Annotated in this window: 24 protein-coding genes and 1 riboswitch; of the genes, 22 read left to right on the top strand and 2 right to left on the bottom strand. The window is 45.8% G+C overall.

Annotated elements, in window-relative coordinates; translation table 11 throughout:
• Window positions 1-305: 305 nt before the first annotated feature.
• A complete protein-coding gene (locus NLX74_RS23140) occupies window positions 306-725 on the top strand; it encodes a hypothetical protein (RefSeq protein ID WP_013308104.1) in 420 nt (139 codons plus the stop codon).
• A gap of 371 nt (window positions 726-1096) precedes the next feature.
• Here the strand turns inward: NLX74_RS23140 and NLX74_RS23135 are convergent, their stop codons facing one another.
• Window positions 1097-1624, bottom strand: coding sequence for a hypothetical protein (locus tag NLX74_RS23135; protein WP_061831832.1), 528 nt, complete (start codon window positions 1622-1624; stop codon window positions 1097-1099).
• A gap of 400 nt (window positions 1625-2024) precedes the next feature.
• On the opposite strand from NLX74_RS23135, the gene NLX74_RS23130 reads away from it, so the two are divergent.
• The 10 genes from NLX74_RS23130 (at window position 2025) to rsmI (ending at window position 9964) form a co-directional block, all read left to right on the top strand.
• Entirely contained in the window at window positions 2025-2210 is a 186-nt protein-coding gene (locus tag NLX74_RS23130) for a sigma factor G inhibitor Gin (RefSeq protein ID WP_023986422.1), read from the top strand.
• Window positions 2211-2354: 144 nt separating this feature from the next.
• A complete protein-coding gene (locus tag NLX74_RS23125; RefSeq protein ID WP_254330498.1) occupies window positions 2355-3938 on the top strand; it encodes an aminotransferase class I/II-fold pyridoxal phosphate-dependent enzyme in 1584 nt (527 codons plus the stop codon).
• A 103-nt stretch (window positions 3939-4041) separates the two neighbouring features.
• On the top strand, window positions 4042-4689 hold the full coding sequence (gene tmk / locus NLX74_RS23120; protein ID WP_254330495.1) for a dTMP kinase: 648 nt from the start codon (window positions 4042-4044) through the stop codon (window positions 4687-4689).
• Between the two features lie 74 nt (window positions 4690-4763).
• Window positions 4764-5093 carry a cyclic-di-AMP receptor gene (locus tag NLX74_RS23115; RefSeq protein WP_007427998.1) on the top strand — a complete coding sequence of 110 codons (330 nt, stop codon included), beginning with the start codon at window positions 4764-4766 and terminating at the stop codon, window positions 5091-5093.
• Window positions 5094-5298: 205 nt separating this feature from the next.
• Window positions 5299-5742: a YaaR family protein gene (locus tag NLX74_RS23110; RefSeq protein ID WP_013308108.1), complete on the top strand. Its 444-nt coding sequence runs from the start codon at window positions 5299-5301 to the stop codon at window positions 5740-5742.
• A 161-nt stretch (window positions 5743-5903) separates the two neighbouring features.
• Complete coding sequence (gene holB / locus NLX74_RS23105; RefSeq protein ID WP_254330489.1) at window positions 5904-6899, top strand: DNA polymerase III subunit delta'; 996 nt, start codon at window positions 5904-5906, stop codon at window positions 6897-6899.
• A 138-nt stretch (window positions 6900-7037) separates the two neighbouring features.
• Window positions 7038-7838 carry a PSP1 domain-containing protein gene (locus tag NLX74_RS23100; RefSeq protein ID WP_013308110.1) on the top strand — a complete coding sequence of 267 codons (801 nt, stop codon included), beginning with the start codon at window positions 7038-7040 and terminating at the stop codon, window positions 7836-7838.
• Between the two features lie 27 nt (window positions 7839-7865).
• Window positions 7866-8240 (top strand): DNA replication initiation control protein YabA, encoded by a 375-nt coding sequence (gene yabA, locus NLX74_RS23095; protein ID WP_025722558.1) that lies wholly within the window; start codon window positions 7866-7868, stop codon window positions 8238-8240.
• A 90-nt stretch (window positions 8241-8330) separates the two neighbouring features.
• Entirely contained in the window at window positions 8331-9086 is a 756-nt protein-coding gene (locus NLX74_RS23090; protein ID WP_025722559.1) for a tRNA1(Val) (adenine(37)-N6)-methyltransferase, read from the top strand.
• Complete coding sequence (gene rsmI, locus NLX74_RS23085) at window positions 9083-9964, top strand: 16S rRNA (cytidine(1402)-2'-O)-methyltransferase (RefSeq protein WP_053324314.1); 882 nt, start codon at window positions 9083-9085, stop codon at window positions 9962-9964. Before NLX74_RS23090 ends, rsmI begins: the two co-directional genes overlap by 4 nt.
• A 124-nt stretch (window positions 9965-10088) precedes the next feature.
• On the opposite strand, the gene NLX74_RS23080 is transcribed toward rsmI, so the two are convergent.
• Window positions 10089-10343 (bottom strand): AbrB/MazE/SpoVT family DNA-binding domain-containing protein, encoded by a 255-nt coding sequence (locus tag NLX74_RS23080; protein WP_007428005.1) that lies wholly within the window; start codon window positions 10341-10343, stop codon window positions 10089-10091.
• Between the two features lie 331 nt (window positions 10344-10674).
• Here NLX74_RS23080 and NLX74_RS23075 point away from each other — a divergent pair, with 331 nt between their 5' ends.
• The 11 genes from NLX74_RS23075 to spoVG all read left to right on the top strand — a co-directional run bounded on the left by NLX74_RS23075 (window position 10675) and on the right by spoVG (window position 20507).
• A complete protein-coding gene (locus NLX74_RS23075) occupies window positions 10675-11958 on the top strand; it encodes an HD domain-containing protein (RefSeq protein WP_254330487.1) in 1284 nt (427 codons plus the stop codon).
• Between the two features lie 42 nt (window positions 11959-12000).
• On the top strand, window positions 12001-12771 hold the full coding sequence (locus NLX74_RS23070; RefSeq protein WP_254330486.1) for a TatD family hydrolase: 771 nt from the start codon (window positions 12001-12003) through the stop codon (window positions 12769-12771).
• Between the two features lie 201 nt (window positions 12772-12972).
• Window positions 12973-13255, top strand: a riboswitch (cyclic di-AMP (ydaO/yuaA leader).
• Between the two features lie 271 nt (window positions 13256-13526).
• Window positions 13527-14675 carry a resuscitation-promoting factor gene (locus NLX74_RS23065; RefSeq protein ID WP_254330484.1) on the top strand — a complete coding sequence of 383 codons (1149 nt, stop codon included), beginning with the start codon at window positions 13527-13529 and terminating at the stop codon, window positions 14673-14675.
• Between the two features lie 146 nt (window positions 14676-14821).
• A complete protein-coding gene (gene rnmV, locus NLX74_RS23060; RefSeq protein ID WP_235306840.1) occupies window positions 14822-15367 on the top strand; it encodes a ribonuclease M5 in 546 nt (181 codons plus the stop codon).
• Window positions 15368-15374: 7 nt separating this feature from the next.
• Window positions 15375-16259, top strand: coding sequence for a 16S rRNA (adenine(1518)-N(6)/adenine(1519)-N(6))-dimethyltransferase RsmA (gene rsmA, locus NLX74_RS23055; RefSeq protein WP_254330482.1), 885 nt, complete (start codon window positions 15375-15377; stop codon window positions 16257-16259).
• Window positions 16260-16314: 55 nt separating this feature from the next.
• The gene (gene yabG / locus NLX74_RS23050; RefSeq protein WP_061831846.1) at window positions 16315-17211 is read left to right on the top strand and encodes a sporulation peptidase YabG; all 897 of its coding nucleotides are present in this window, start codon (window positions 16315-16317) and stop codon (window positions 17209-17211) included.
• A gap of 201 nt (window positions 17212-17412) precedes the next feature.
• Complete coding sequence (gene veg / locus NLX74_RS23045) at window positions 17413-17694, top strand: biofilm formation stimulator Veg (protein ID WP_013308120.1); 282 nt, start codon at window positions 17413-17415, stop codon at window positions 17692-17694.
• A 162-nt stretch (window positions 17695-17856) separates the two neighbouring features.
• Window positions 17857-18036: a small, acid-soluble spore protein, alpha/beta type gene (locus NLX74_RS23040; RefSeq protein WP_007428013.1), complete on the top strand. Its 180-nt coding sequence runs from the start codon at window positions 17857-17859 to the stop codon at window positions 18034-18036.
• A gap of 144 nt (window positions 18037-18180) precedes the next feature.
• Window positions 18181-19035 carry a 4-(cytidine 5'-diphospho)-2-C-methyl-D-erythritol kinase gene (gene ispE / locus NLX74_RS23035; RefSeq protein WP_235306842.1) on the top strand — a complete coding sequence of 285 codons (855 nt, stop codon included), beginning with the start codon at window positions 18181-18183 and terminating at the stop codon, window positions 19033-19035.
• Window positions 19036-19216: 181 nt separating this feature from the next.
• Window positions 19217-20044, top strand: a complete 828-nt coding sequence (gene purR, locus NLX74_RS23030; protein ID WP_013308122.1) for a pur operon repressor — start codon at window positions 19217-19219, stop codon at window positions 20042-20044.
• Between the two features lie 175 nt (window positions 20045-20219).
• A complete protein-coding gene (spoVG, locus tag NLX74_RS23025) occupies window positions 20220-20507 on the top strand; it encodes a septation regulator SpoVG (protein WP_007428016.1) in 288 nt (95 codons plus the stop codon).
• The last annotated feature ends 239 nt before the right edge of the window (window positions 20508-20746 follow it).

The following is a 20746-nucleotide window of genomic DNA, read 5'->3' as shown; positions in this document are numbered from 1 at the left end:
CGACCGTTAAGCCCTCCAGCGCCGATGGTACTTGGACCGCAGGGTCCTGGGAGAGTAGGACGTCGCCAAGCAACAAGTAAAAAGGATCATGATCTCGTTGAGATTATGATCTTTTTTTTGCATATACGTATATTTTAGAAATATCCTTACAAAAGGAAGGTAACATTTTTGTTACGGAATGTAGGAGTAAACCCTGTATAATATAGGTATTGAATCCCATACACACACGCTGCATTATTGCAGAATTATGCAAACTCCATCATAGGATTTTGTATAGTCAATCAGGCTGGTAAGGAGGGAAGATCATGCGGCGAAATAAATGGCTTGCTCTATTGGTGCTATTCAGTGTCGCTGTCGCGATTCTTACCGGGTGCGTGGAAGAGGAGCCTTCTTGGACATCGTTTGAGGGTGCTGCCAACGAGAAGACGTTTCCGGTTCCTAAAGAAGCTAGTAAAACCGATCGGGCCAGCAGTAATTCGGACATGGACTATGTTCGCTATGCACTGCCAGCGTTGAAGGAAAGTGATAGTCTACCTGCTCCTTATCTAGAGGAGATTGCAGCTTGGGGCTGGACTGAGGAACCGAATTTATCCACCTCGAATCAGAAGGTGTTTCAGAAAAATAAGCATATGGTGCATTTGTCTGTGCATGATGGTTCTTTTACTGTATTGGTTCCAAAAGACAGAAAGGCTGTTGTGAAGAGCAAAAGCGTGGATCTTAATTAGGGACACGGTTTTCAACCGAGTAAGTAGCATAGGATTTATTGTAGATCATATTTATAGTAAACTCAGCATATTGTATGCAGTGTATCATGATGAATGAAGAGATCGGATATGGGGAAGCACTCAGAACTGCCGTTGAGTAGGGAGTGGCTTCCTTTTATATATTTGCATGTTGATCAAATGCTCTACATGAATAACGTGGATAAGGATGAGGAAAAGTTACTTGATAAGAGAATAAAGCGATTTTAATTGTTAAGCCATAAAAAAAGGAGTAACCGTTTGAGGTTGCTCCTTTTTTATGGCTTCAGTCTAGATTGTTGATAGGTTAGTTCAGACCTGAGTTTTCTATCTGTACGGATAATTAGTGGTTAAATTTACTGTTGATAATATGAGGCATCTTCATCGGTAAACTTCAACATGCCGTCTTTTCTCTCGCCTGTAAGCCGACTGAGGATGTATAGACGCGGTGCAATAAGCCATAGATGCCAGAAGAGTAAGGATACAGTAAAGGCTGGTGGAGACCAGAGAATGAATACGGCTGATAAGCAGATACCGATCCAGAGGGTATGTATGTGCACACGACGAAAGATGCTATAGCCTATGTACTGGTCTGTCATATAGCCTAGCCAAGGTAATTTACGGTGGAATGCCCAGCGTTTGCGGAAGGATGTTCCGCCACCGATGTATAGGACAGATCGTGAGATTACGAAGTGTACCCATAAGGTTAGGAAAAAGGCAAGAGCAAACAAAAACACGCTAGTCCAGGAAAAGGCAAGAAGTAGAAAGAGAAGCATAATAACAGGCAGTGTGATATGACTCCATATTAGTTGACGCGGTATACTGATTTTTTTAATGAGCTTGTAGTGATAGTAGGTAGCTTTGGTTCCGGTTTCCTCTGTCATGCGAACAGTCCTTTCATTAATCTACTGCATCACAAGTGGCTTCCCGTCCACAGCCGGAAAAAGGGACGGTACTTCGCTCATGCCGCTTTAAATAAGCATTTAATCGTTTTTGTTGAAATACAGAATGATCGACATCCAGTGTTAGCTAGCCTACTCTATAATTACTGGAAAGGCTATCACTGATGAAGTGTTCAAGGGCTCCGATGAAAGGGTATCCATACATAAGAGCTTTTCTTATTATATCGGCATAGACGGCTGTTTTTTAAACATACGGGGTACAAACACCATAATGGCCCAGATGGAATATATATAGAATATATCGTCAAACTGGGCTATGAAAAGGTTTAAAATAGTAGAAAGTGCCCCATACTAATAGTAAAAGAAACAAGGTGGGATGGATATGCATGATCAAGGCGGCCACCGCTGTATTATATGCGGGCAGCACAAGCATGAAGGCATTTTTATCGTTTCCGAGTTTATCTGTGATACGTGTGAAGCTGAAATGGTGCACACGGATGCAACTGATGCCAAATATCATTTTTTTATTGATCAACTAAAGCAAATCTGGGTACAGAAAAATGCATAATATCCTTTGCTAATTAGTCTTTGAAGGATTGGCATTCTAAGGTCTGTCGATACGGGCCTTTTTTTCTGTGAGTAAAAGTAGGATTCCGCTTGATTTTACGATAAAATAAGGTAGATATAAAGCTTTGTTTGGAAGGATTGCAGAATGATGGGGAAAAAGGCGGTACATGCACCATTAATGGAAGCTCTAATACGTTACCGGACTCAGGGCAATGCTTCTTTCCATGTACCCGGTCATAAAAATGGACAAGTATATGAGCATGAAAATATTGCATCTCTGTTGCAAGAAGTGATGTCTATTGATGCGACAGAAATTACTGGACTGGATGATTTGCATCACCCAGAAGATGTGATTCGTGAAGGGCAAGAGCTGGCTGCAAAGTGCTTTGGTGCTGAAGAGAGCTTTTGGTTAATTGGAGGAAGCACGGTCGGTAATTTGGCTATGATTTTAACTGTATGTACGGAGCCGGGAGATCTACTGCTGGTACAGAGAAATGTACACAAGTCTGTCCTGAACGGTCTCATGCTGTCAGGGGCTAATGCGGTATTCCTAGATCCGGAAATAGATACACGAAGCGGGCTGGCAGTTGCCCCAACGACGGATACAATAAAAGCTGCACTGAAGTCCTATCCTTCGGCTAAAGGGGTGTTACTTACACTACCTAATTACTATGGGATGGGGCATGACCTGAAGGCAACGGCTAAGGCCTGTCATGCAGCCCATGTGCCGCTATTGATAGATGAGGCACACGGTGCCCATTATGGGCTGCATCCTCGTTTGCCAGCCTCTGCGCTATCCTGCGGGGCTGATGTAGTCGTCCAGTCGACACATAAAATGCTTCCAGCCATGACCATGGGGGCTATGTTACATGTGCAGGGAGAGAGAATCCATCGGGAACTGCTTCGTCAGCGTTTGGCGATGGTGCAAAGCTCTAGCCCTTCTTATCCGTTAATGGCTTCACTGGATTTGGCAAGATGGTATATAGAGGCGTATGGAACAGATGCTTTTACAGTGGGCTTAGCGGCGGCAGATGCTTTTAGAAAGGGCCTGGAGCACCTCCCTCGCTTTCGCTTGCTAGAACCTACACAGCAGGCACTAGATGGAGAATACGCTCACAGGGGAATCTCTGAGGTCCTAGAAAGGGCTGATGAGGGAATAAGCGGATATTCAGCCCAGGATCCTTTTAAATTGGTGCTGTATGATACATGGGGTATACTGGATGGGTTTGGACTCAAGCATGAGTTGGAGACTTACGGATGTGTTCCAGAGATGAGCGACGAAAAACATGTTGTTTTATTGTTTACGTTAGGCTCTACGGCTAAGGATGCGAGTCACCTGTTGCAGGCTCTTGTGCATATAGATAATGATATAAGATTTAAGGAGACGGCTGGTGAGCCGGGGGCAACGGAAAAAGAGCAGCAAAGATTCGAATTAGATTTTTCCACGTGGAACAATGATAGAATGAAGGGATACTCTAGTCCGGTGCCGTTTGGGCTTCGGCCGATTAGCCCGAATCAGATGGAGACCGTGCCTGTAGACGAATCCGCTGGCAGGGTAGCGGCTGAAATGATTATCCCGTATCCTCCAGGTATTCCACTGCTATATGCAGGAGAGACGATTACAGAAGCGATTGCATTGCGGATGAGTCGTCTACGTGAGCTGGGAGCCAAGTGGCACGGGGTAGCAGATGAAAATATGCTTACAATTCGGGTATTCCGTTTACAATAAAGATTAGATACTAGAGACTTAACAAATACAGAAGACTGAATAAAAGAAGCATACGTAGCCTATGGGTGACTTTTATTTTTCAGGCAGGAAAGCAGGGAATAACATGAATCGGAAAGGCATTTTTATCACACTGGAGGGGGGAGACGGCTCCGGTAAAACAACTATGATTCAACGGCTGGCGAAGTTTATGGAGGAAGAAGGCTATCCAGTCATCACGACGAGGGAGCCGGGTGGCATCGAAATTTCCGAAAAGATTCGTTCTATCATTTTGGACCCTGCTCATACCAGTATGGATGCTCGAACAGAGGCGCTTTTATACGCGGCGGCGCGGCGCCAGCATTTGGTGGAGAAGGTAAAGCCGGCTATTGAACATGGAGCTATCGTATTATGTGATCGTTTTGTGGATAGTAGCTTGGTCTATCAAGGATTTGCAAGAGGGATCGGAATTGAAGAGGTAGCTTCAATTAATCGCTTCGCGGTGGATGATTGGGAGCCGGATGCCACATTTTATCTGGATATTGAGCCCGAATTGGGATTGGCAAGAATTAATGCGTCACGAGGAGCAGAAATGGACCGCCTCGACATGGAGAGTATATCGTTTCACCATAAGGTGCGAGAGGCATATTTGGAGTTGGCTCGCAAATTTCCAGAGCGAATTACAATTGTTGATGCATCTCCGGCGCCAGAGCAGGTGGAGCAAGTATTGAAGGATTTGCTGAAAAAGCGGTTTGTTCAGAATTTTAGCATATAATTGTCGAAGGATATACGGTAAAATTGAGCTAGGGACAAGGTTGTCTCTAATATGACTTGAAGGAGGAATACAGGATGAAGCTGATTATTGCGATTGTACAGGATAAGGACAGTAACAGATTATCCAGCGGACTGGTGAAAGCTAATTTCCGTGCTACTAAATTGGCGAGCACAGGAGGATTTCTGCGTGCTGGTAATACGACATTTATGATCGGTGTTGATGACAATCAGGTGGACTCATTAATGAACGTCATTCGCAGCAGTTGCAAGGTTCGTGAACAGCTGGTCACACCCGTTACCCCTATGAGCGGGACGACGGATTCCTATTTACCGTTGCCTGTTGAAGTCCAGGTGGGTGGAGCGACGGTATTCGTGATGCCTGTAGACCGTTTCGAGCATTTCTGAATCTACACAATAGCGCCTATTCTGCCGATATGATAGGGGAATCGCCTGTATCTTCTCACATGATGAGTTGATGAGAGTGAGGGCAGATCCACTAAAACGGCAGCGCTACAGCGCAGTTCCCGGAAAGCCGAAGAAACCCTGGGTTCTAGATTGAACTGTTCATGAAGGGGGAAAGTGGAAGCATCCGGGGAGAAAGCAGGTTTATATGAAAATAAATCCGGGCTATCGCCCTTTACAAAGTACATTGTCTACAAATGAAATGAGTGCAAAGCCAATTCAGCCCAAGAGCTTCTCCGACGTTATGCAGCAAAATGGGGAGCAAGCTTCGCAGGAGGAATTGAATCGGCGCTTTAAGGAAATACAAATGCAGGGAGATCGTCTTGCACGTTCAATGACGATTCGTGAGCTGAAGGCCTATAAGATGCTGGTTAAACGGTTTTTGGAAGATACCGTTCGGCGAGGCGTGTCCATGAAGGACACGAAGGGCTGGGATCGCCGGGGACGCAGCAAACGTTATAAGCTGATTGATGAAGTGGATGAGCTGTTGCTCAAAATGGCGGATGAGCTGCTCGAAACCGAGCAAGGCAAGATTGAGCTTTTGCAAGGGGTCGGTGAGATCAGAGGATTGCTAATTAATCTCTCATTTTAATGCAGACTTATGTTATAAATGAATACAGACGGGCTGTTGCCACGAAGAAATAATCTGCTTGCTGATCATGCTGGCAGATTATTTTTGACTATGTACATGCCCGGAAGAACAACGATTTGTTGAGGGATCACAGTTGTTTTCAGTGGAGAAAGTGAGGAAATATGTCTTTTCAACATATAATGGGCCAGGATGTAGCCAAAAAAATGCTGCAAAGTGCACTACGGAATCATACGGTCAACCATGCCTATGTTTTTAGCGGGCCGCCGGGAAGCGGGCAGATGAACATGGCGCAGATCTTTGCTAAGGCTTTATTTTGTGAGCGACAGACGGATGATGCATGCGGGGAGTGTTTGTCATGCCGCAAGGTAGAGCACGGGAATCATCCAGATTTGCATATTGTAGAGCCCGATGGAGCTACGATTAAAATTGATCAGATTCGTGGGCTTCAACGTATATTTTCTTACAAATCTGAAAGCTCCAATCCGAAGGTATATATCATTCGGCAGGCGGATACCATGACAGTGCAAGCTGCTAATAGCCTACTTAAATTTCTGGAGGAGCCCCAGATTCCAGTGGTCGGCATACTCATTTCTGAAAATGGACAGGCGTTGCTGCCTACGATTCAATCACGGACGCAGCAGGTTCCTTTCCATGCTTTACAGCCGGAGGTGATGATGCAGGCATTAATTGGGGAAGGCTATACGGCAGGGATTGTCCGGTCGGTCGTTCATATTGCTTCAGGACTGGAATCATGTAGAGAAATTCTCCAGCAGAATTGGTTTGCAGAAATTAGAAACGTAGTGTTACAATTAGTGAAGGAGTCCATGAGTCGGGGGAGCTCGTCTATTATTCTGGCTCAACAGAAGATTTTTAAAACTGGACTTTCTGAACACCTGGATATTCTGTTTCATCTGTTTCATTTGTGGTTTAAGGATATGCTTCATTTCCGTTACGGAAGGCACGAAAGCATTGTTTTCATAGATCATTTGGAGTCCGTCTCCAAATTGGCAATCACCCGCAGCACGGAACAATGGGTCTCTTATATGGATTTGGCCGCGAATTGCAGGAAGAAGCTCCGTTTTCACGTCAACGGGCAATTATGCGTGGAGCAGCTTCTGATTGGGTTGTCCGATACAAGCGGTTCTATCACCGGCTAACAGGAAGGCGCGCTTGTTCCACTCTGCACAATCCGCGACGCCAGGTTCCCGGTTTGTGCGACAGTGAGACTTCAATTGCGGCCATTCGTACAATGTCGGCTTCAAATGAGGTTTAGTGGCATACAAGGGGGTTAATTTTTGTATAGTGTAGTGGGTGTCCGTTTCAAGAAGGCGGGCAAGACTTATTATTTTGATCCGTTGGATCTTCCAGTGGAGAAAGAAAACTGCGTCATTGTAGAGACCGCGCGCGGTATTGAATATGGCAAGGTTGTAGTGGGCAAAAAAGAGGTAAATGATTCGGATGTTGTCCTGCCCTTAAAAAAAGTCATTCGTATTGCTGGGGATGATGACGCTCTCGTTGTAGAAGAGAATAAATTGGCGGCCAAGGATGCATTCGGCACGTGTTTAAATAAAATTAAAGACCATGGCCTTAAAATGAAGCTGGTAGATGTAGAATTTACATTTGACCGGAATAAGATCATTTTTTATTTTACGGCAGAGGGTCGGGTGGATTTTCGAGAGCTTGTAAAGGACTTGGCCAGTATTTTTCGTACACGGATCGAGCTGCGGCAGATCGGCGTACGGGATGAGGCTAAAATGCTTGGCGGAATCGGACCTTGTGGACGTATTCTGTGTTGCTCCTCATGGCTGGGGGATTTTGAGCCGGTATCTATTAAGATGGCGAAGGATCAGAGTTTGTCGCTGAATCCGACGAAGATTTCCGGGTTGTGCGGGAGATTGATGTGCTGTCTCAAGTTTGAACATGATAACTACGAAAGCATGCGAGAAGAGCTACCTCAGGTGGGTAAGATGGTTATCACCTCTTTGGGAGAAGGTAAAGTCGTAGGTGTGAATGCAGGTCATCGCACGGTGCATGTTCAACTGTTTGAGATCAGTAAGGTCAAGGAACTTCCAATGGACGATGTAGTCGTCAAGTAAACCATTAGGTTGCTTCGGGGTGGAAACTTGGATAAATTAAATGTTTTTGCGCGTATTCACGAAATGGAAACCCAAATGGGACAGTTGCATAGCGATCTGGGTGAATTGAAACTGGCAGTAAAAGAGCTGCTGGAGGAAAATCAACGACTAACGATTGAAAACGAACAGGTGCGCAAGATGCTCAAACGTGAAACCTCTGGAGAAGAAAAGACGGCAAACAAGCCGAAGCTTCCTCCTCCGATCGTCATTAAGGATGAAGGGCAAACGGGTGAGGTCGTGGGCGAAGGCTACGACAATCTAGCGAGGCTGTATCATGAAGGATTTCATATATGCAACGTGTATTACGGACATTTGCGAACGGAAGGCGATTGCCTCTTCTGTCTGTCATTTTTGAATAAATAAAAACAAGCCGTAGGAGGAAGATGCCTACGGCTTTTTTGTAAGGAAGTATGAGTGAAAAGCGATTTTGGTTATAAAAGATGGGAGAGCATTATGTACGAAAATGAAAAGAAGTCGGAACGAATTGATGATCTGCTTTCACATAATTTGCGTATAATCCAAAGTGATGAAGTATTCAGCTTCTCGATGGACGCGGTCTTGCTGGCACGTTTTGCCGGTATTCCACAGCGTGGGAAGATTCTGGATCTGTGTACTGGCAATGGGGTTGTCCCGCTGTTGCTAACGACACGAACAAAGGCGTCTATTGAAGGAATTGAGATTCAACCACGCTTGGCAGATATGGCTAGACGGAGTGTCAGCTTGAATGGATTAGAAGCAGCAATTCAGATTCGGGAAGGGGACCTACGTGAGCTGGTTCACATCACGGGACATGGTGTTTATGATGCGATTACCGTGAATCCCCCCTATATGCCGCTAAATGGTAGCGATATCAAGCTGAATCCTCACCAGGCAATTGCCCGTCATGAAGTGAACTGCACACTCGAAGAAGTCATTCAGGCATCCACCCGGCTTGTCCGTAATGGGGGAAAGGTATCTATGGTTCATCGCCCGCAGCGGCTGGGTGAGATTATAACCTTGATGCGTAAACATAGTTTGGAACCCAAACGAATACGTTTTGTTCACCCACGAGTTCATATGGAAGCCAATATGGTCCTGGTTGAAGCATTACGTGACGGCAAACCGGAGGTTCGTTTGTTGCCTCCGCTCATTGTATATCAGGAAAATGGGAATTATACTCAGGAAATAAGAGATATCTATGGAGAAGTAAGCAAGGGGGATTCTGTGTGAAAGCAGCTGTACAAAAAAGCTTTAGTACCAGCGAAGAAGAACGGGGAAAGTTGTATCTTGTTGCGACACCTATTGGAAATCTGGACGATATGACCTTTAGGGCGATTAACACCTTAAAATCATGTAGTATTATCGCTGCTGAAGATACACGGCAGACACGCAAACTGCTCACTCATTTCGAAATTACACCGGATATGCTCTTCAGTTATCATGAACATAATAAGGCTGCTAGTGGGCCTGAACTGATACGTTATATAATAGAAGGAAAAAATTTGGCACTGGTTAGCGATGCAGGTCTACCAGCCATTTCTGACCCTGGTTCGGATCTGGTCAAACTGGCACTGGAAGCGGAAATTAGCGTCATTCCTATCCCAGGAGCAAATGCGGCACTATCGGCTTTAATTGCCTCAGGACTGGATACAGAAAGGTTCACCTTCGCTGGCTTTCCACCACGGGAGAAAAAGGACCTAGAGAAGCTGTTGCTATCGTTTCAGGTATCTCACGGCACAATTATTTTTTATGAATCGCCTCATCGTATTGTGAAGACATTGATGGTGTTGAAGGAAACATTAGGTTCACGCAAAGTGGTGCTTGCGCGTGAGCTGACCAAGCTGCATGAGGAATGGGTGCGGGGAACCGTGGAGCAATGCCTTGCTAAACTAGAGGAGAATCCGCCGATTGGTGAATATTGCCTGGTGGTTGAAGGGAAAGACGAAGAGGAAGAGGAACAGGAACGTCAGGCATGGTGGCAGTCTTTATCTTTGGAGTCCCACGTCGCACATTATGAGGCAGAGGGACTCACACGCAAGGATGCAATGAAGCGTACAGCCACAGATCGTTCAATCTCCAAGAGAGATGTTTATAACGCACTCTTATGAATATCTGCCTAAACAAAAAAGGGCCTTCCAACGGTTGGGTTCAAACCGTGGAAGGCAACAAGGAGTATATATGAAAAAGGTTAGAATTAACAATATCTGATAAGTCTATTATATACTAAAATTCTCAGTTTGTCACAGGTGTTGGGATTTCAGAAATGCAATCTTGGCAAACAATTTTTCCTTTGAAGTAAATTACGTTCTCAGCATTGCCGCAGAAGATACAAGCTGGCTCGTATTTTTTAAGCATGATGCGTTCGCCATCAACATAAATTTCCAAAGCGTCTTTCTCTCCGATTCCCAGGGTACGGCGCAATTCGATTGGAATAACAACACGTCCGAGCTCGTCAACTTTTCTTACAATACCAGTGGATTTCATCATAATAAATCAGGCTCCTCTCGCCGTTTAAAATAATATAAGTGTCATGATTCGACAAAATTTTCTCTTTTCTGATATTTACTATACCAACGATTCCCAAAACAGTCAACCTTAAAAATGTAGTAACAGTCTGATTATGCAAAAGTATTTAGATTAAAGAGCTTTACTTGTGTGTATTGCCTTATCTTATTGATGATTTATTCAGTTTGTCGATTTGGAAATGTCGAAAAACTATAATTCGACATATTACGACAAAGAATGTCGAATGAGGGAAACCATTTAGGATTTTATTGTATTTTAATCCATTATTCCGAATATTAAAGGAGCTGATATCTTGCACCAGCCACTCAGTGAAGAAAAAGTTTTTAAAGACCCGGTACATAATTACATCCATGTTCAGGATACTGTGATATGGCGGTTGATCAACACGCCGGAGTTCCAACGTTTACGGCGCATACGGCAGTTAGGCACGTCGTATCTTACGTTTCATGGAGCGGAGCATAGCCGGTTTTCACACTCATTGGGCGTATATGAGATTACGAGAAGTATTATTTCTCAATTTGAACGTGGAGATTTCCCGGATTGGCCGAAGGAGGAAAGGCTGGTTGCTCTGTGTGCAGCTCTATTGCATGATGTGGGGCATGGCCCATTTTCTCATTCAATTGAGGAAGCCTTTCATATGAACCATGAGGATTGGACATGCCGCATTGTACTGGGAGACACGAAGATCAACGCCGTGCTACGGCAAGTCGACGAGAAGCTTCCACAAAAGGTGGCTGCGGTTATAGCCAAAACGTATGATAAACCGATTGTTGTCAACCTGGTAACCAGTCCGCTAGATGCCGATCGTATGGATTATTTGTTGCGGGATGCTCACTCGACAGGCGTCAACTACGGCACGATTGATTTGGATCGTATTTTACGACTGCTGCGTCCTCATAATGGGAGAATTGTTGTGAAGGAATCAGGTATGCATGCAGTAGAAGATTATTTAATGTCACGCTACCAGATGTATTGGCAAATTTATTTTCATCCTGTAACACGCAGCTCGGAAATCCTTTTACGTAAAATTTTTAAGCGAGCAAAGGAATTGTTTAAAAACGGATATGAGTTTGGCTTTCTGCTGGACCCGTTGCCGGATCTGTTGAAAGGAGATCTTACAGTAGAGCAATATCTGATGCTCGACGAGTCATTAATCCAGACCGTATTTAGCCAGTGGAAACGAGAAAAGGACGAGATTTTAAGTGATTTGAGCAGCCGGTTTATGGACCGTAGATTGTATAAATATGTAGAGATTGAAAATATGGATACAGATACCATTGACAGTATTCGAGAAGCTTTGAAAGAGGCTGGTTTGCACCCTGAATATGATTTTGAAATTGATTTTCCGACAGATCTTCCTTATGATGTGTTTCGGCAGGGTGGCTCGACGGACAACCAGATTTTACTGCTTGGACGTCAGGGCGAGGTGAGTGAAATATCCGAAGTTTCGGAAATTGTGCGCTCAATAAGTGGTATTCACCGAGGAAAATATCATATGTATTTTCCCCAGAATAAATTGAACGCGGTAAAAGACAGGTTACCTGCCAAAATAAGGAATTATTTTGTCAAAGAATAGACAACTATATAGAAATGTAAGTAAAAAAAGGAGATGTAAACCTTGGATTTATTCGACACCCATACTCACTTGGATGCGCCACAATTTGACGAAGATCGTGAAGAAGTTATAGCACGTGCTGTCGAATCAGGAGTAACGCGGATGATCAATATCGGATTTAATCGTGAGACCATTCCATCCACCATGGAATTGGCCGAGACGTACGATTTTATTTATGCAGCAGTTGGATGGCATCCGCAGGATGCGATTACAATGCAGGAGGGCGATCTAGAATGGATTGCATCGTTATGCAGTCATAAGAAGGTTGTAGCCATCGGGGAGATCGGTCTGGATTATTATTGGGATACATCACCGAAGGATGTGCAGCATCGGGTGTTTCGAAACCAAATTGGTCTGGCTCGTGAGCTCAAGATGCCCATTGTTATTCATAACCGGGATGCACATGAAGATATTGTTAAGATTTTGCGCGAGGAAAAAGCGAGTGAGATTGGTGGAGTCATGCACTCTTTTTCGGGTAGCTGGGAGACAGCCAAAATGGTGCTGGATATGGGATTTCACCTTTCCTTCGGTGGTCCAATAACGTTCAAAAATGCCAAGCAGCCAAAAGAGGTGCTCGCACAGGTGCCGCTGGACCGTCTGCTCATTGAAACTGATGCTCCCTATCTGACACCTCATCCGTATCGTGGGAAGCGAAATGAGTCTGCACATGTGAGACTGGTAGCAGAGGCTGCAGCCCAAATCAAAGGGATTACAGTGGAGGAATTAGTGTCAATAACGACCCGAAATGCCCTGGAACGATTTGACATTCAATGAAAAAGTGAAGAAATCGATCAAAATAAAGAGATAGACGAAGCTAATCATGAATTTGTTGCAGGAAACTCGAGAATATTACAATATTTTAACCGAATATTTTAAAAAATGTACTTGAAACCTGCTTTACAACATGCATAGAAACAGGATATCATCTTTTCAGTGAATTGTTGTTTGAATGTAAACATCAACAAGTCATTTCATGAACCAGTCTCGCTGAGTCCCTTTTACAGGGAACGGGGGAACCGATATGGCTTACAGTACGTCCGGCGTATGTGCAAGAAGGGAACGTCTCTTCCGCCAGCCGGCTCGACCTAAATTCTTTTCCCGGATGGGATTGAACAGGTGGAGGAGCCGTATTTCGATTTCTTTCTGGGTCTTCGGGGTGAATGTGAAGGCGACCGCCATGAGCGGTTGACCCAAGCTAGGGCGACTCTCTACGTCCGAACCCGACAGCTAACCCCGTAAGCGTAACAAGAGAGAAGCCATCTCGTGCATGAGTTTTCCCGCATATTCACACATGCCGGAAGCCACGAAAGAGCTCTCTAGTCTCTTTCTCTGGCTTTTTTTGTTGTGAATAAAAGAAAATCTGTCATCATACTGTGGTTAAACAGGGGAGGACAGCATGCCGCGAAGACGGGTACATGGTGCAGGACAGTCGTAGTTTGGGCTTGTCTTGTAGAAAATCTGTTATAGTCACGTCAAATCTCAACTATGTCTTACTCCAGACGGCGGGCTATGTAAGGAGGACGGAGGAAATGGGCATTTTCCAAAAAAAGGATACCCATGAGTCACGCTCATCCAGCATGTCTTACGTATTGCGTTGGAAGCAAGAGAATGTGCGCCAGGCTGCTTTGGTTGCTATTTTTCTAATCGCGCTAACGATTATGATTTCAATTCTGATGTACACGCAATCTAAAAAACAAGTCTTTTTTGTCATCGATGGCAAGGCGTCTGCGGTAGAAACCCGGGAATCCATGCTTCAAGATTTGCTGAGCGAGCATTCCATTTCACTTCAGCCGCATGATACAGTTTCCATGCCGCTAAATGGAGCAATACAGGATGGCGATCGCGTAGTCATTAAACGTGCCAATCAAGTCAGAGTATCTTCAGGCAATGAGACGAAAAAGCTGTACACAACAGAAAATACAGTAGAAGGTGCCATTCGTACCTCGGGCTATAAATTATCATCAACGGATAAAGTTTATCCTGCGTTGGATGCCTCTGTTTCGTCTAACATGGACATAAAAATCGTCCGTGTGAAGAAACAGCAGGTCGAACAGAAAAAACAGGTGCCTTATCAGGTCATCAAAACGGCCGATCCGAGTCTTTATAAAGGCGATAATCGGGTCATTCAAAGCGGCAAATCGGGTGTGGTCGTCCAGCACGTTCAAAAGGTATATCATGATGGAAAGTTGGTATCCAAACAGCTGGTTAACAAGGAAGTTGCACAGAACCGGGTGGATAAGGTCATTGCGGTAGGAACGAAGAAAAAACCGGTCGTTCTTGCTGCTTCCGTCGGTCCCAATGATGCGGTTAAGGCAACGACGGTTAGTTCGGGCAGTGCTGTCCGTAAAGCAGGCGTAAATTTTAAATATAGCAAAGTTTTACAAAACGTCTCCATGACGGCGTATTCCTCACAGGAGCCAGGTATCGGTACACGTACTGCATCCGGCGCACGTGTCACGGAAGGACGCACCATCGCGGTCGATCCGAGTATAATTCCAATCGGCTGGTGGGTGTATATCGAAGGGGTGGGCTTCCGTCGTGCGGAGGATACCGGTGGCGCGATTAAAGGCCACAAAATCGATGTGTATTATGAGAGTTTGAGCCGAGCCAACCAATTTGGTCGTAAGCACGGTAAAACCGTATATGTTATCGGACCGGTAAAGCCTGAAATCAACTAAAACAGGTTGTGTATGTTGAGGGCAATGCGATAGTATTAACAACATAGTTATGCCATGCTAAGAAGAGGATATCCTCTTCTTATTTTGTTTTCAAAAGCAGGGAAAGATAAATATAGCTTGCTGTGTAGCAGTGGAGGGAAACACAAATGATCAAGGAAGTGATCGTGGTAGAGGGCCGGGATGATACGGTGGCCATTCGCCGCGCTGTTGAAGCGGATACGATAGAAACTGGCGGCTCCGCCATTAATAAAATGACGCTGCGTAAAATTGCATTGGCGCAGGAGCGGCGGGGGGTCATTATTTTAACCGATCCCGATCATGCAGGGGAGCGCATCCGTAAGATTATCGCTTCCAAGGTACCCGGCTGCAAGCAGGCCTTTATACCCGAGGCAGAAGCGACGCGTAAAGGAGATATTGGCGTGGAGAATGCCTCACCAGATGCGATCAGACACGCTCTTGCACGGGTTCATACGACAGTGGAAGGCGCCGACCCGCTGATTGAGTGGGCGGACCTGATTGATGCTGGACTCATCACCCATCCCAATGCTGCTGCACGCCGTATGGCCTTAGGGAATGTGCTGGGTATTGGTTATTGTAACGGAAAGCAGCTACATAAACGGCTGTCTGTATTTCAGATCAGCCGCGAGGAATTTGCCGGGGCACTGGCACAAATTGAAAGTGAAGGATTGTGATGTCCGTATGGCAGGGATTCAAGATATAGCAACACCGCGGCGTACGAAGGAAATTATTCAACGGCACGGTTTTTCGTTCAAAAAGAGTTTGGGACAAAATTTCCTGATTGATCAAAATATTCTCAATAAGATTGTAAATGCTGCCGGATTGGATGAGACGAAGGGTGCACTTGAGATCGGTCCTGGGATTGGCGCTTTGACCGAGAAGCTGGCGCAATCGGCTAAGGCAGTTACCGCTGTCGAGATTGACCAGCGGCTGCTGCCAATTCTCGAAGAGGTGTTGGCCCCTTACGAGCATGTGAAGGTACGTCATGGAGACGTGCTGAAGCTGGATTTACGTGAGGTGTTCGCAGCCGATTTTGCAGACGTGAGTAAAGTAAGTGTCGTGGCTAATCTGCCGTACTATGTTACTACACCGATTCTGATGAGGCTGCTGGAGGACAAGCTCCCTCTGGAGAATATCGTCGTTATGATCCAAAAAGAAGTGGCTGAGCGCATGGCTGCGTCTCCTGGAACGAAGGATTACGGCAGTCTGAGCATTGCAGTGCAATATTACAGCGAACCTGAATTAGTCTGCATTGTGCCGAATACAGTATTTATTCCCCAGCCAAATGTGGAGTCTGCAGTCATCCGGCTGCGTGTACGGGAAGCCCCTCCGGTGGAAGTGGTGGATGAGAAGCACTTCTTTGAAGTGGTTCATGCTGCTTTTGCTCAGCGTCGTAAAACCATTTCCAATAACTTGAAAAGCCGTTTCTTCACCAAAGAGAACAGGGACACGCTGGAGCCGCTGTTGCAACAAGCTGGTATTGAACCCTCCCGTCGAGGAGAAACGCTAAGTATTGAGGAATTTGCGCGTCTCAGCGCTGTGCTGTTGGAGGCAGGTATATCCTAAGCTGGAACCAAACTGTGCATTCACCCATACGATATAGGAGGGGTGATACAGTGTGATGAGTTTAGGAGACTTGGTCGTTCGGAAATCGTACGGCGGAGATGTCACGTTTCGTGTTGAGGACATCCAGCGGGATAAAGCGATCATTAAGGGAATAGAATTTCGGCTGCTGGCTGATTCCCCGGTGAACGATCTGGTCAGAGTGCCTGCAGACCAGATTAGCGGTAAGACTCAGCAGGCCCACATTAAGGCTGGTGAGTCTCTTAATCTGTTGCAACGGGCACGCCAGCAGCAAGCTGCTCGTAGTCAGGCAGCTCTGGTAGGGGACTGGAGTGATCCGGTCGAGTCAACGTATTTTGAAATGCCGGGAAAGGTTCTTCACCTGGATGGAGATCCCAGCTATCTGAAAAAATGTCTCAGTTTATATGAACAGCTCCGTGTTCCTGCAGAGGGACATCACGTTCACGAATCGGCAATGGCGGACACGTTGTACCGACTGCTTCCTCGTATCCGCCCGGATATCGTAGTCATTACTGGACATGACGGTGTACTGAAGCAGCCACAGCCTTACGATTTGTACAGCTTGAAAAGTTATAAAAATTCGCAAAATTTTGTGGCGGCAATTCAGGTAGCAAGGCAATATGAACGTCATCTGGATTCCCTGACGATTGTAGCGGGAGCGTGCCAGTCCCATTTTGAGGCGCTGCTACGTGCGGGAGCGAACTTCGCCAGCTCACCAGGGCGTATCCTGATTCACGCGCTGGACCCCGTTTACGTGGCTGCCAAGGCGGCCTTTACTTCGATCCGTGATACGGTCAACATGGGGGACCTGTTTCACCAGACAATCAGTGGCAGTCGCGGAGTGGGTGGAATTGAAACTAGGGGAAGCTATCGCATCGGCCTGCCGAAGCTTGAAAATTTATCAACGCTTAAAGTAACGCCTTCCGCAATCTAGGATTCAAATGTGCCAATAGGACTAACCTGAGCAAAAAGCCTCTGCTTTCAGAGGCTTTTTGTCATTTTTTATATAAATTATTCCTGTTCGCAAAAAATTAAATTGACAACTTATTTTTCGTGTTGTTATAATATTTAGCTTGATTTGACAATCCCTCTAAAATTCGTTATAATGGACAAGGAAAGAGGTGGTCGTTAGGCAATGGCTAAAAATACGCTGTTGGAAATCAAACGCAGTCTCGACGCACATGTAGGGCAAAAAATTTTGCTGCGGGCTAACGGCGGACGCCGTAAGACCGTCGAACGAACTGGTGTCTTGGAAGAAACGTACCCTTCTGTTTTTATCGTCAAGCTGGATCAGGAGCAACAGACGTTTAAACGTGTCTCCTACAGCTATGCTGACATTCTTACCGAGTCGGTAGAAGTCAGCGTATATGATCCCGACTCCCATACAAGTGTAGTCGAATATTTTGAAACACCTTAATTGATTTCGTGATTTATACCAGCTTTGCAGGTTTAACGACGGCTTCGTCATTTCAAATGACGGGGCCGTTTTGTATATACAGAGCAGGATGAAGCATGACATCTCTGCACATACTAAGCCGGGAATGATCTTCCTTATTCCATTGCTGAAGGAGGCGTATGTATGAGCCGAAGAAGACGGAGTGTCATGTCGGAGGAGCTAAAGTACGAGCTGGCCAAAGATCTTGGATTTTACGACACGGTCAAGGAAGAAGGCTGGGGAGGCATTAAAGCCAAGGATGCGGGCAATATGGTCAAGCGGGCTATCCAACTTGCCGAGCAGGCAGCTTCCCGCAAATCGTAGCTATCGGTGGTGCTGATGAAAAGCGGGGATATCCGGGATTAGACCGGGTCATCTCCGCTTTTTTGAACCTCATGACTTGACACGCTGAGTCTGATATAATATGTTAAGCTGTCTTGAGGGAAAAGTTGAAGGTGGGTGAACGCCTTGAAAATATATGAAAAAGCACCGGCGAAAATCAATTTAATGCTTGATGTTCTACGTAAGCGGGACGATGGTTATCACGAGGTCGAAATGATTATGACCATGGTCGATCTGTCTGACCGATTGACGATGTCTGAGTTACCGCGTGATACCATTATTATTTCAAGTCAAGCCGGGTACATACCATTGGATGAAAAGAACTTGGCTTTTCAGGCTGCTCGTCTGATCAAAGAACGTTATAACGTGTCTACGGGCGTCCACATTCATCTGGATAAGCATATCCCGGTGGCGGCAGGGTTGGCGGGTGGAAGTAGTGATGCTGCCGCAGCGCTGCGTGGACTGAACAAGCTATGGAAGCTTTGTATTTCGGATGCCGAATTAAGGGTACTGGGTGCGGAACTGGGCTCAGATGTACCTTTCTGTATTACAGGGGGTACAGCTTTAGCAAGTGGACGCGGAGAACTGCTCAAGCCACTTCCGAATCCGCCACAATGCTGGGTGATCCTTGCGAAGCCGCCGATTAATGTATCGACGGCTGAAGTGTATGGTCGTGTCAAAGCAGATCAGATTGCGCACCACCCGTCTGCCCGCCAGATGGAGCATGCGATCCATAACGCTTCATTTACCGATGTATGCAACGCGCTGGGGAATGTACTTGAGGATGTAACACTAAAGCTGTATCCAGAGGTAGAGCATCTTAAAAGCTCCATGATCCGCTTAGGAGCAGATGGTGTGCTGATGTCAGGTAGTGGACCTACAGTGTTCGGACTGGTATCGAAGGAAGCCAAAGTGCCACGGATTTACAATGGATTAAGAGGGTTTTGTAAAGATGTGTATGCAGTACGACTTTTGACCTGATTTTAGATATTTTTTTCTTATTATAGTGGTAATTGTTGTACAAATACGTACGAAGATGATATATTTACTATTAAATATTCGGATTTTACTATATCACTTACATTCCGCCAGCAACCGGCCAGTCCGCCGGTGCTTTACTGTACAAAGCGGGCGGCAGGAGAATAGATCGCGAGGAATTGTTGTGAAAAAACTTAAAAGAAGCTCACGATTGGTGGAAATGACGCAATTTTTGTTGTCACGGCCGCATACGCTGGTGCCTCTTACTCATTTTGCGGATCGCTACGGGGCAGCTAAGTCCTCCATAAGCGAGGATCTGGCCATCATCAAGGAAGTTTTTGAGGATGAGGGCACTGGCGAGCTTCTGACACTGGCGGGAGCGGCAGGGGGCGTGAAACTGATCCCGAGGCTTTCCAAGCAGCATGCGCTTGCGTTTGCGAACGACCTGTGTGCGCAACTGGAGCAGCCTGACCGCATATTACCGGGAGGATACCTGTATTTGTCCGATTTGCTGGGCCAACCTGCGATGATGAACGAAGCTGGTAAAATATTCGCGACCGCTTTTGCCAATCGTCAGATTGATGTGGTTATGACGGTGGAGACCAAGGGTATTCCACTTGCCTATGCAACCGGAGCACAGCTGAATTTGCCAGTCGTCCTCGTACGGCGTGATCATCAGGTGACAGAAGGCTCGGCTGTAAGTATTAATTATGTTTCAGGATCACAAAAGAGCCTGCATACAATGTCTTTATCCAGACGTGCGATGCGTGAGAAATCGCGTGTGCTCATCGTAGATGATTTTATGAAGGCCGGTGGCACGATTCAGGGGATGGTCGACTTGCTGGCTGAGTTTGATGCTGAGGTGGCCGGTGTAGGTGTGCTGGTAGAATCGGGCGAGGTGGAGAACGAAGAGCGCCTGCTGCACGATTATATTTCACTGGCGAATCTGACCGCAGTCGATTCTCGAAGCAAGCAAATTACGGTCAAGCTGGGCAATTATTTTGATGAGTGAACAGGGCAGTAAATTGTCACAATCCATCATAAAATACCTAAATATGTCGAAAAGAAATCTTTTCAAAAAAATTACCTGAATTTAGGATACGAATTACCGAAAAAAAGAAGGATTTCGAACTGCTGTGTGGAATGTATACACCAAGTCCTATTTGGAAAAAGGTGGTGAAACACACATGCAGATTACGGATGTTAGACTCCGCCGAGTGAACTCAGAAGGAAGAATGAAGGCGATTGCATCCATTACGATTGATAACGAGTTTGTTGTTCATGACATCCGAGTTATCGACGGTAATAACGGGATGTTCGTAGCTATGCCAAGCAAACGAACTCCAGACGGAGAGTTTCGCGATATCGCTCACCCGATATCTTCTGGAACCCGTGAGAAGATCCAAGCTGCTGTATTAACTGAGTACGAACGTGCAGCTGTGGATGAAGAAGTTGCTATTGAAGAAGGCGCTTAATTCACCTAAAGCAGGATTGGGGAACAAAAGAAAAAGAGAGCCACTAACTGTGGCTCTCTTTTCTTTTTGTCTGGAATGAGATATATTCTTTAGTGAGTTAACAGTCAGTTTTAAGGCAACTTGGAGCCATCCGGGCTGCCGAAGCGGCTTTTTCATAAGACAGGGACTAGGCAGCGATGCGTCCCGGGGATGAATGTCCAGCACAAGCTGGCCTGAAAAAATAGCCATTAACCAAAGGT

The sequence above is a fragment of the Paenibacillus sp. MZ03-122A genome, assembly GCF_024213325.1.
GTDB lineage: Bacteria > Bacillota > Bacilli > Paenibacillales > Paenibacillaceae > Paenibacillus > Paenibacillus polymyxa_B.
This window is presented reverse-complemented; position numbering and strand designations above follow the sequence as displayed.

Excerpts from the sequence above, each read along its gene's own strand:
- NLX74_RS23140 (WP_013308104.1), top strand. The coding sequence starts at position 306 with ATGCGGCGAAATAAATGGCTTGCTCTATTGGTGCTATTCAGTGTCGCT.
- veg (WP_013308120.1), top strand. The coding sequence starts at position 17,413 with ATGGCTAAAAATACGCTGTTGGAAATCAAACGCAGTCTCGACGCACAT.
- tmk (WP_254330495.1), top strand. The coding sequence starts at position 4,042 with ATGAATCGGAAAGGCATTTTTATCACACTGGAGGGGGGAGACGGCTCC.
- NLX74_RS23110 (WP_013308108.1), top strand. The coding sequence starts at position 5,299 with ATGAAAATAAATCCGGGCTATCGCCCTTTACAAAGTACATTGTCTACA.
- rnmV (WP_235306840.1), top strand. The coding sequence starts at position 14,822 with ATGATCAAGGAAGTGATCGTGGTAGAGGGCCGGGATGATACGGTGGCC.
- NLX74_RS23065 (WP_254330484.1), top strand. The coding sequence starts at position 13,527 with ATGGGCATTTTCCAAAAAAAGGATACCCATGAGTCACGCTCATCCAGC.
- NLX74_RS23090 (WP_025722559.1), top strand. The coding sequence starts at position 8,331 with ATGTACGAAAATGAAAAGAAGTCGGAACGAATTGATGATCTGCTTTCA.
- NLX74_RS23080 (WP_007428005.1), bottom strand. The coding sequence starts at position 10,343 with ATGATGAAATCCACTGGTATTGTAAGAAAAGTTGACGAGCTCGGACGT.
- NLX74_RS23135 (WP_061831832.1), bottom strand. The coding sequence starts at position 1,624 with ATGACAGAGGAAACCGGAACCAAAGCTACCTACTATCACTACAAGCTC.
- holB (WP_254330489.1), top strand. The coding sequence starts at position 5,904 with ATGTCTTTTCAACATATAATGGGCCAGGATGTAGCCAAAAAAATGCTG.
- yabG (WP_061831846.1), top strand. The coding sequence starts at position 16,315 with ATGAGTTTAGGAGACTTGGTCGTTCGGAAATCGTACGGCGGAGATGTC.
- NLX74_RS23040 (WP_007428013.1), top strand. The coding sequence starts at position 17,857 with ATGAGCCGAAGAAGACGGAGTGTCATGTCGGAGGAGCTAAAGTACGAG.
- NLX74_RS23115 (WP_007427998.1), top strand. The coding sequence starts at position 4,764 with ATGAAGCTGATTATTGCGATTGTACAGGATAAGGACAGTAACAGATTA.
- NLX74_RS23130 (WP_023986422.1), top strand. The coding sequence starts at position 2,025 with ATGCATGATCAAGGCGGCCACCGCTGTATTATATGCGGGCAGCACAAG.
- NLX74_RS23125 (WP_254330498.1), top strand. The coding sequence starts at position 2,355 with ATGATGGGGAAAAAGGCGGTACATGCACCATTAATGGAAGCTCTAATA.
- rsmA (WP_254330482.1), top strand. The coding sequence starts at position 15,375 with ATGGCAGGGATTCAAGATATAGCAACACCGCGGCGTACGAAGGAAATT.
- spoVG (WP_007428016.1), top strand. The coding sequence starts at position 20,220 with ATGCAGATTACGGATGTTAGACTCCGCCGAGTGAACTCAGAAGGAAGA.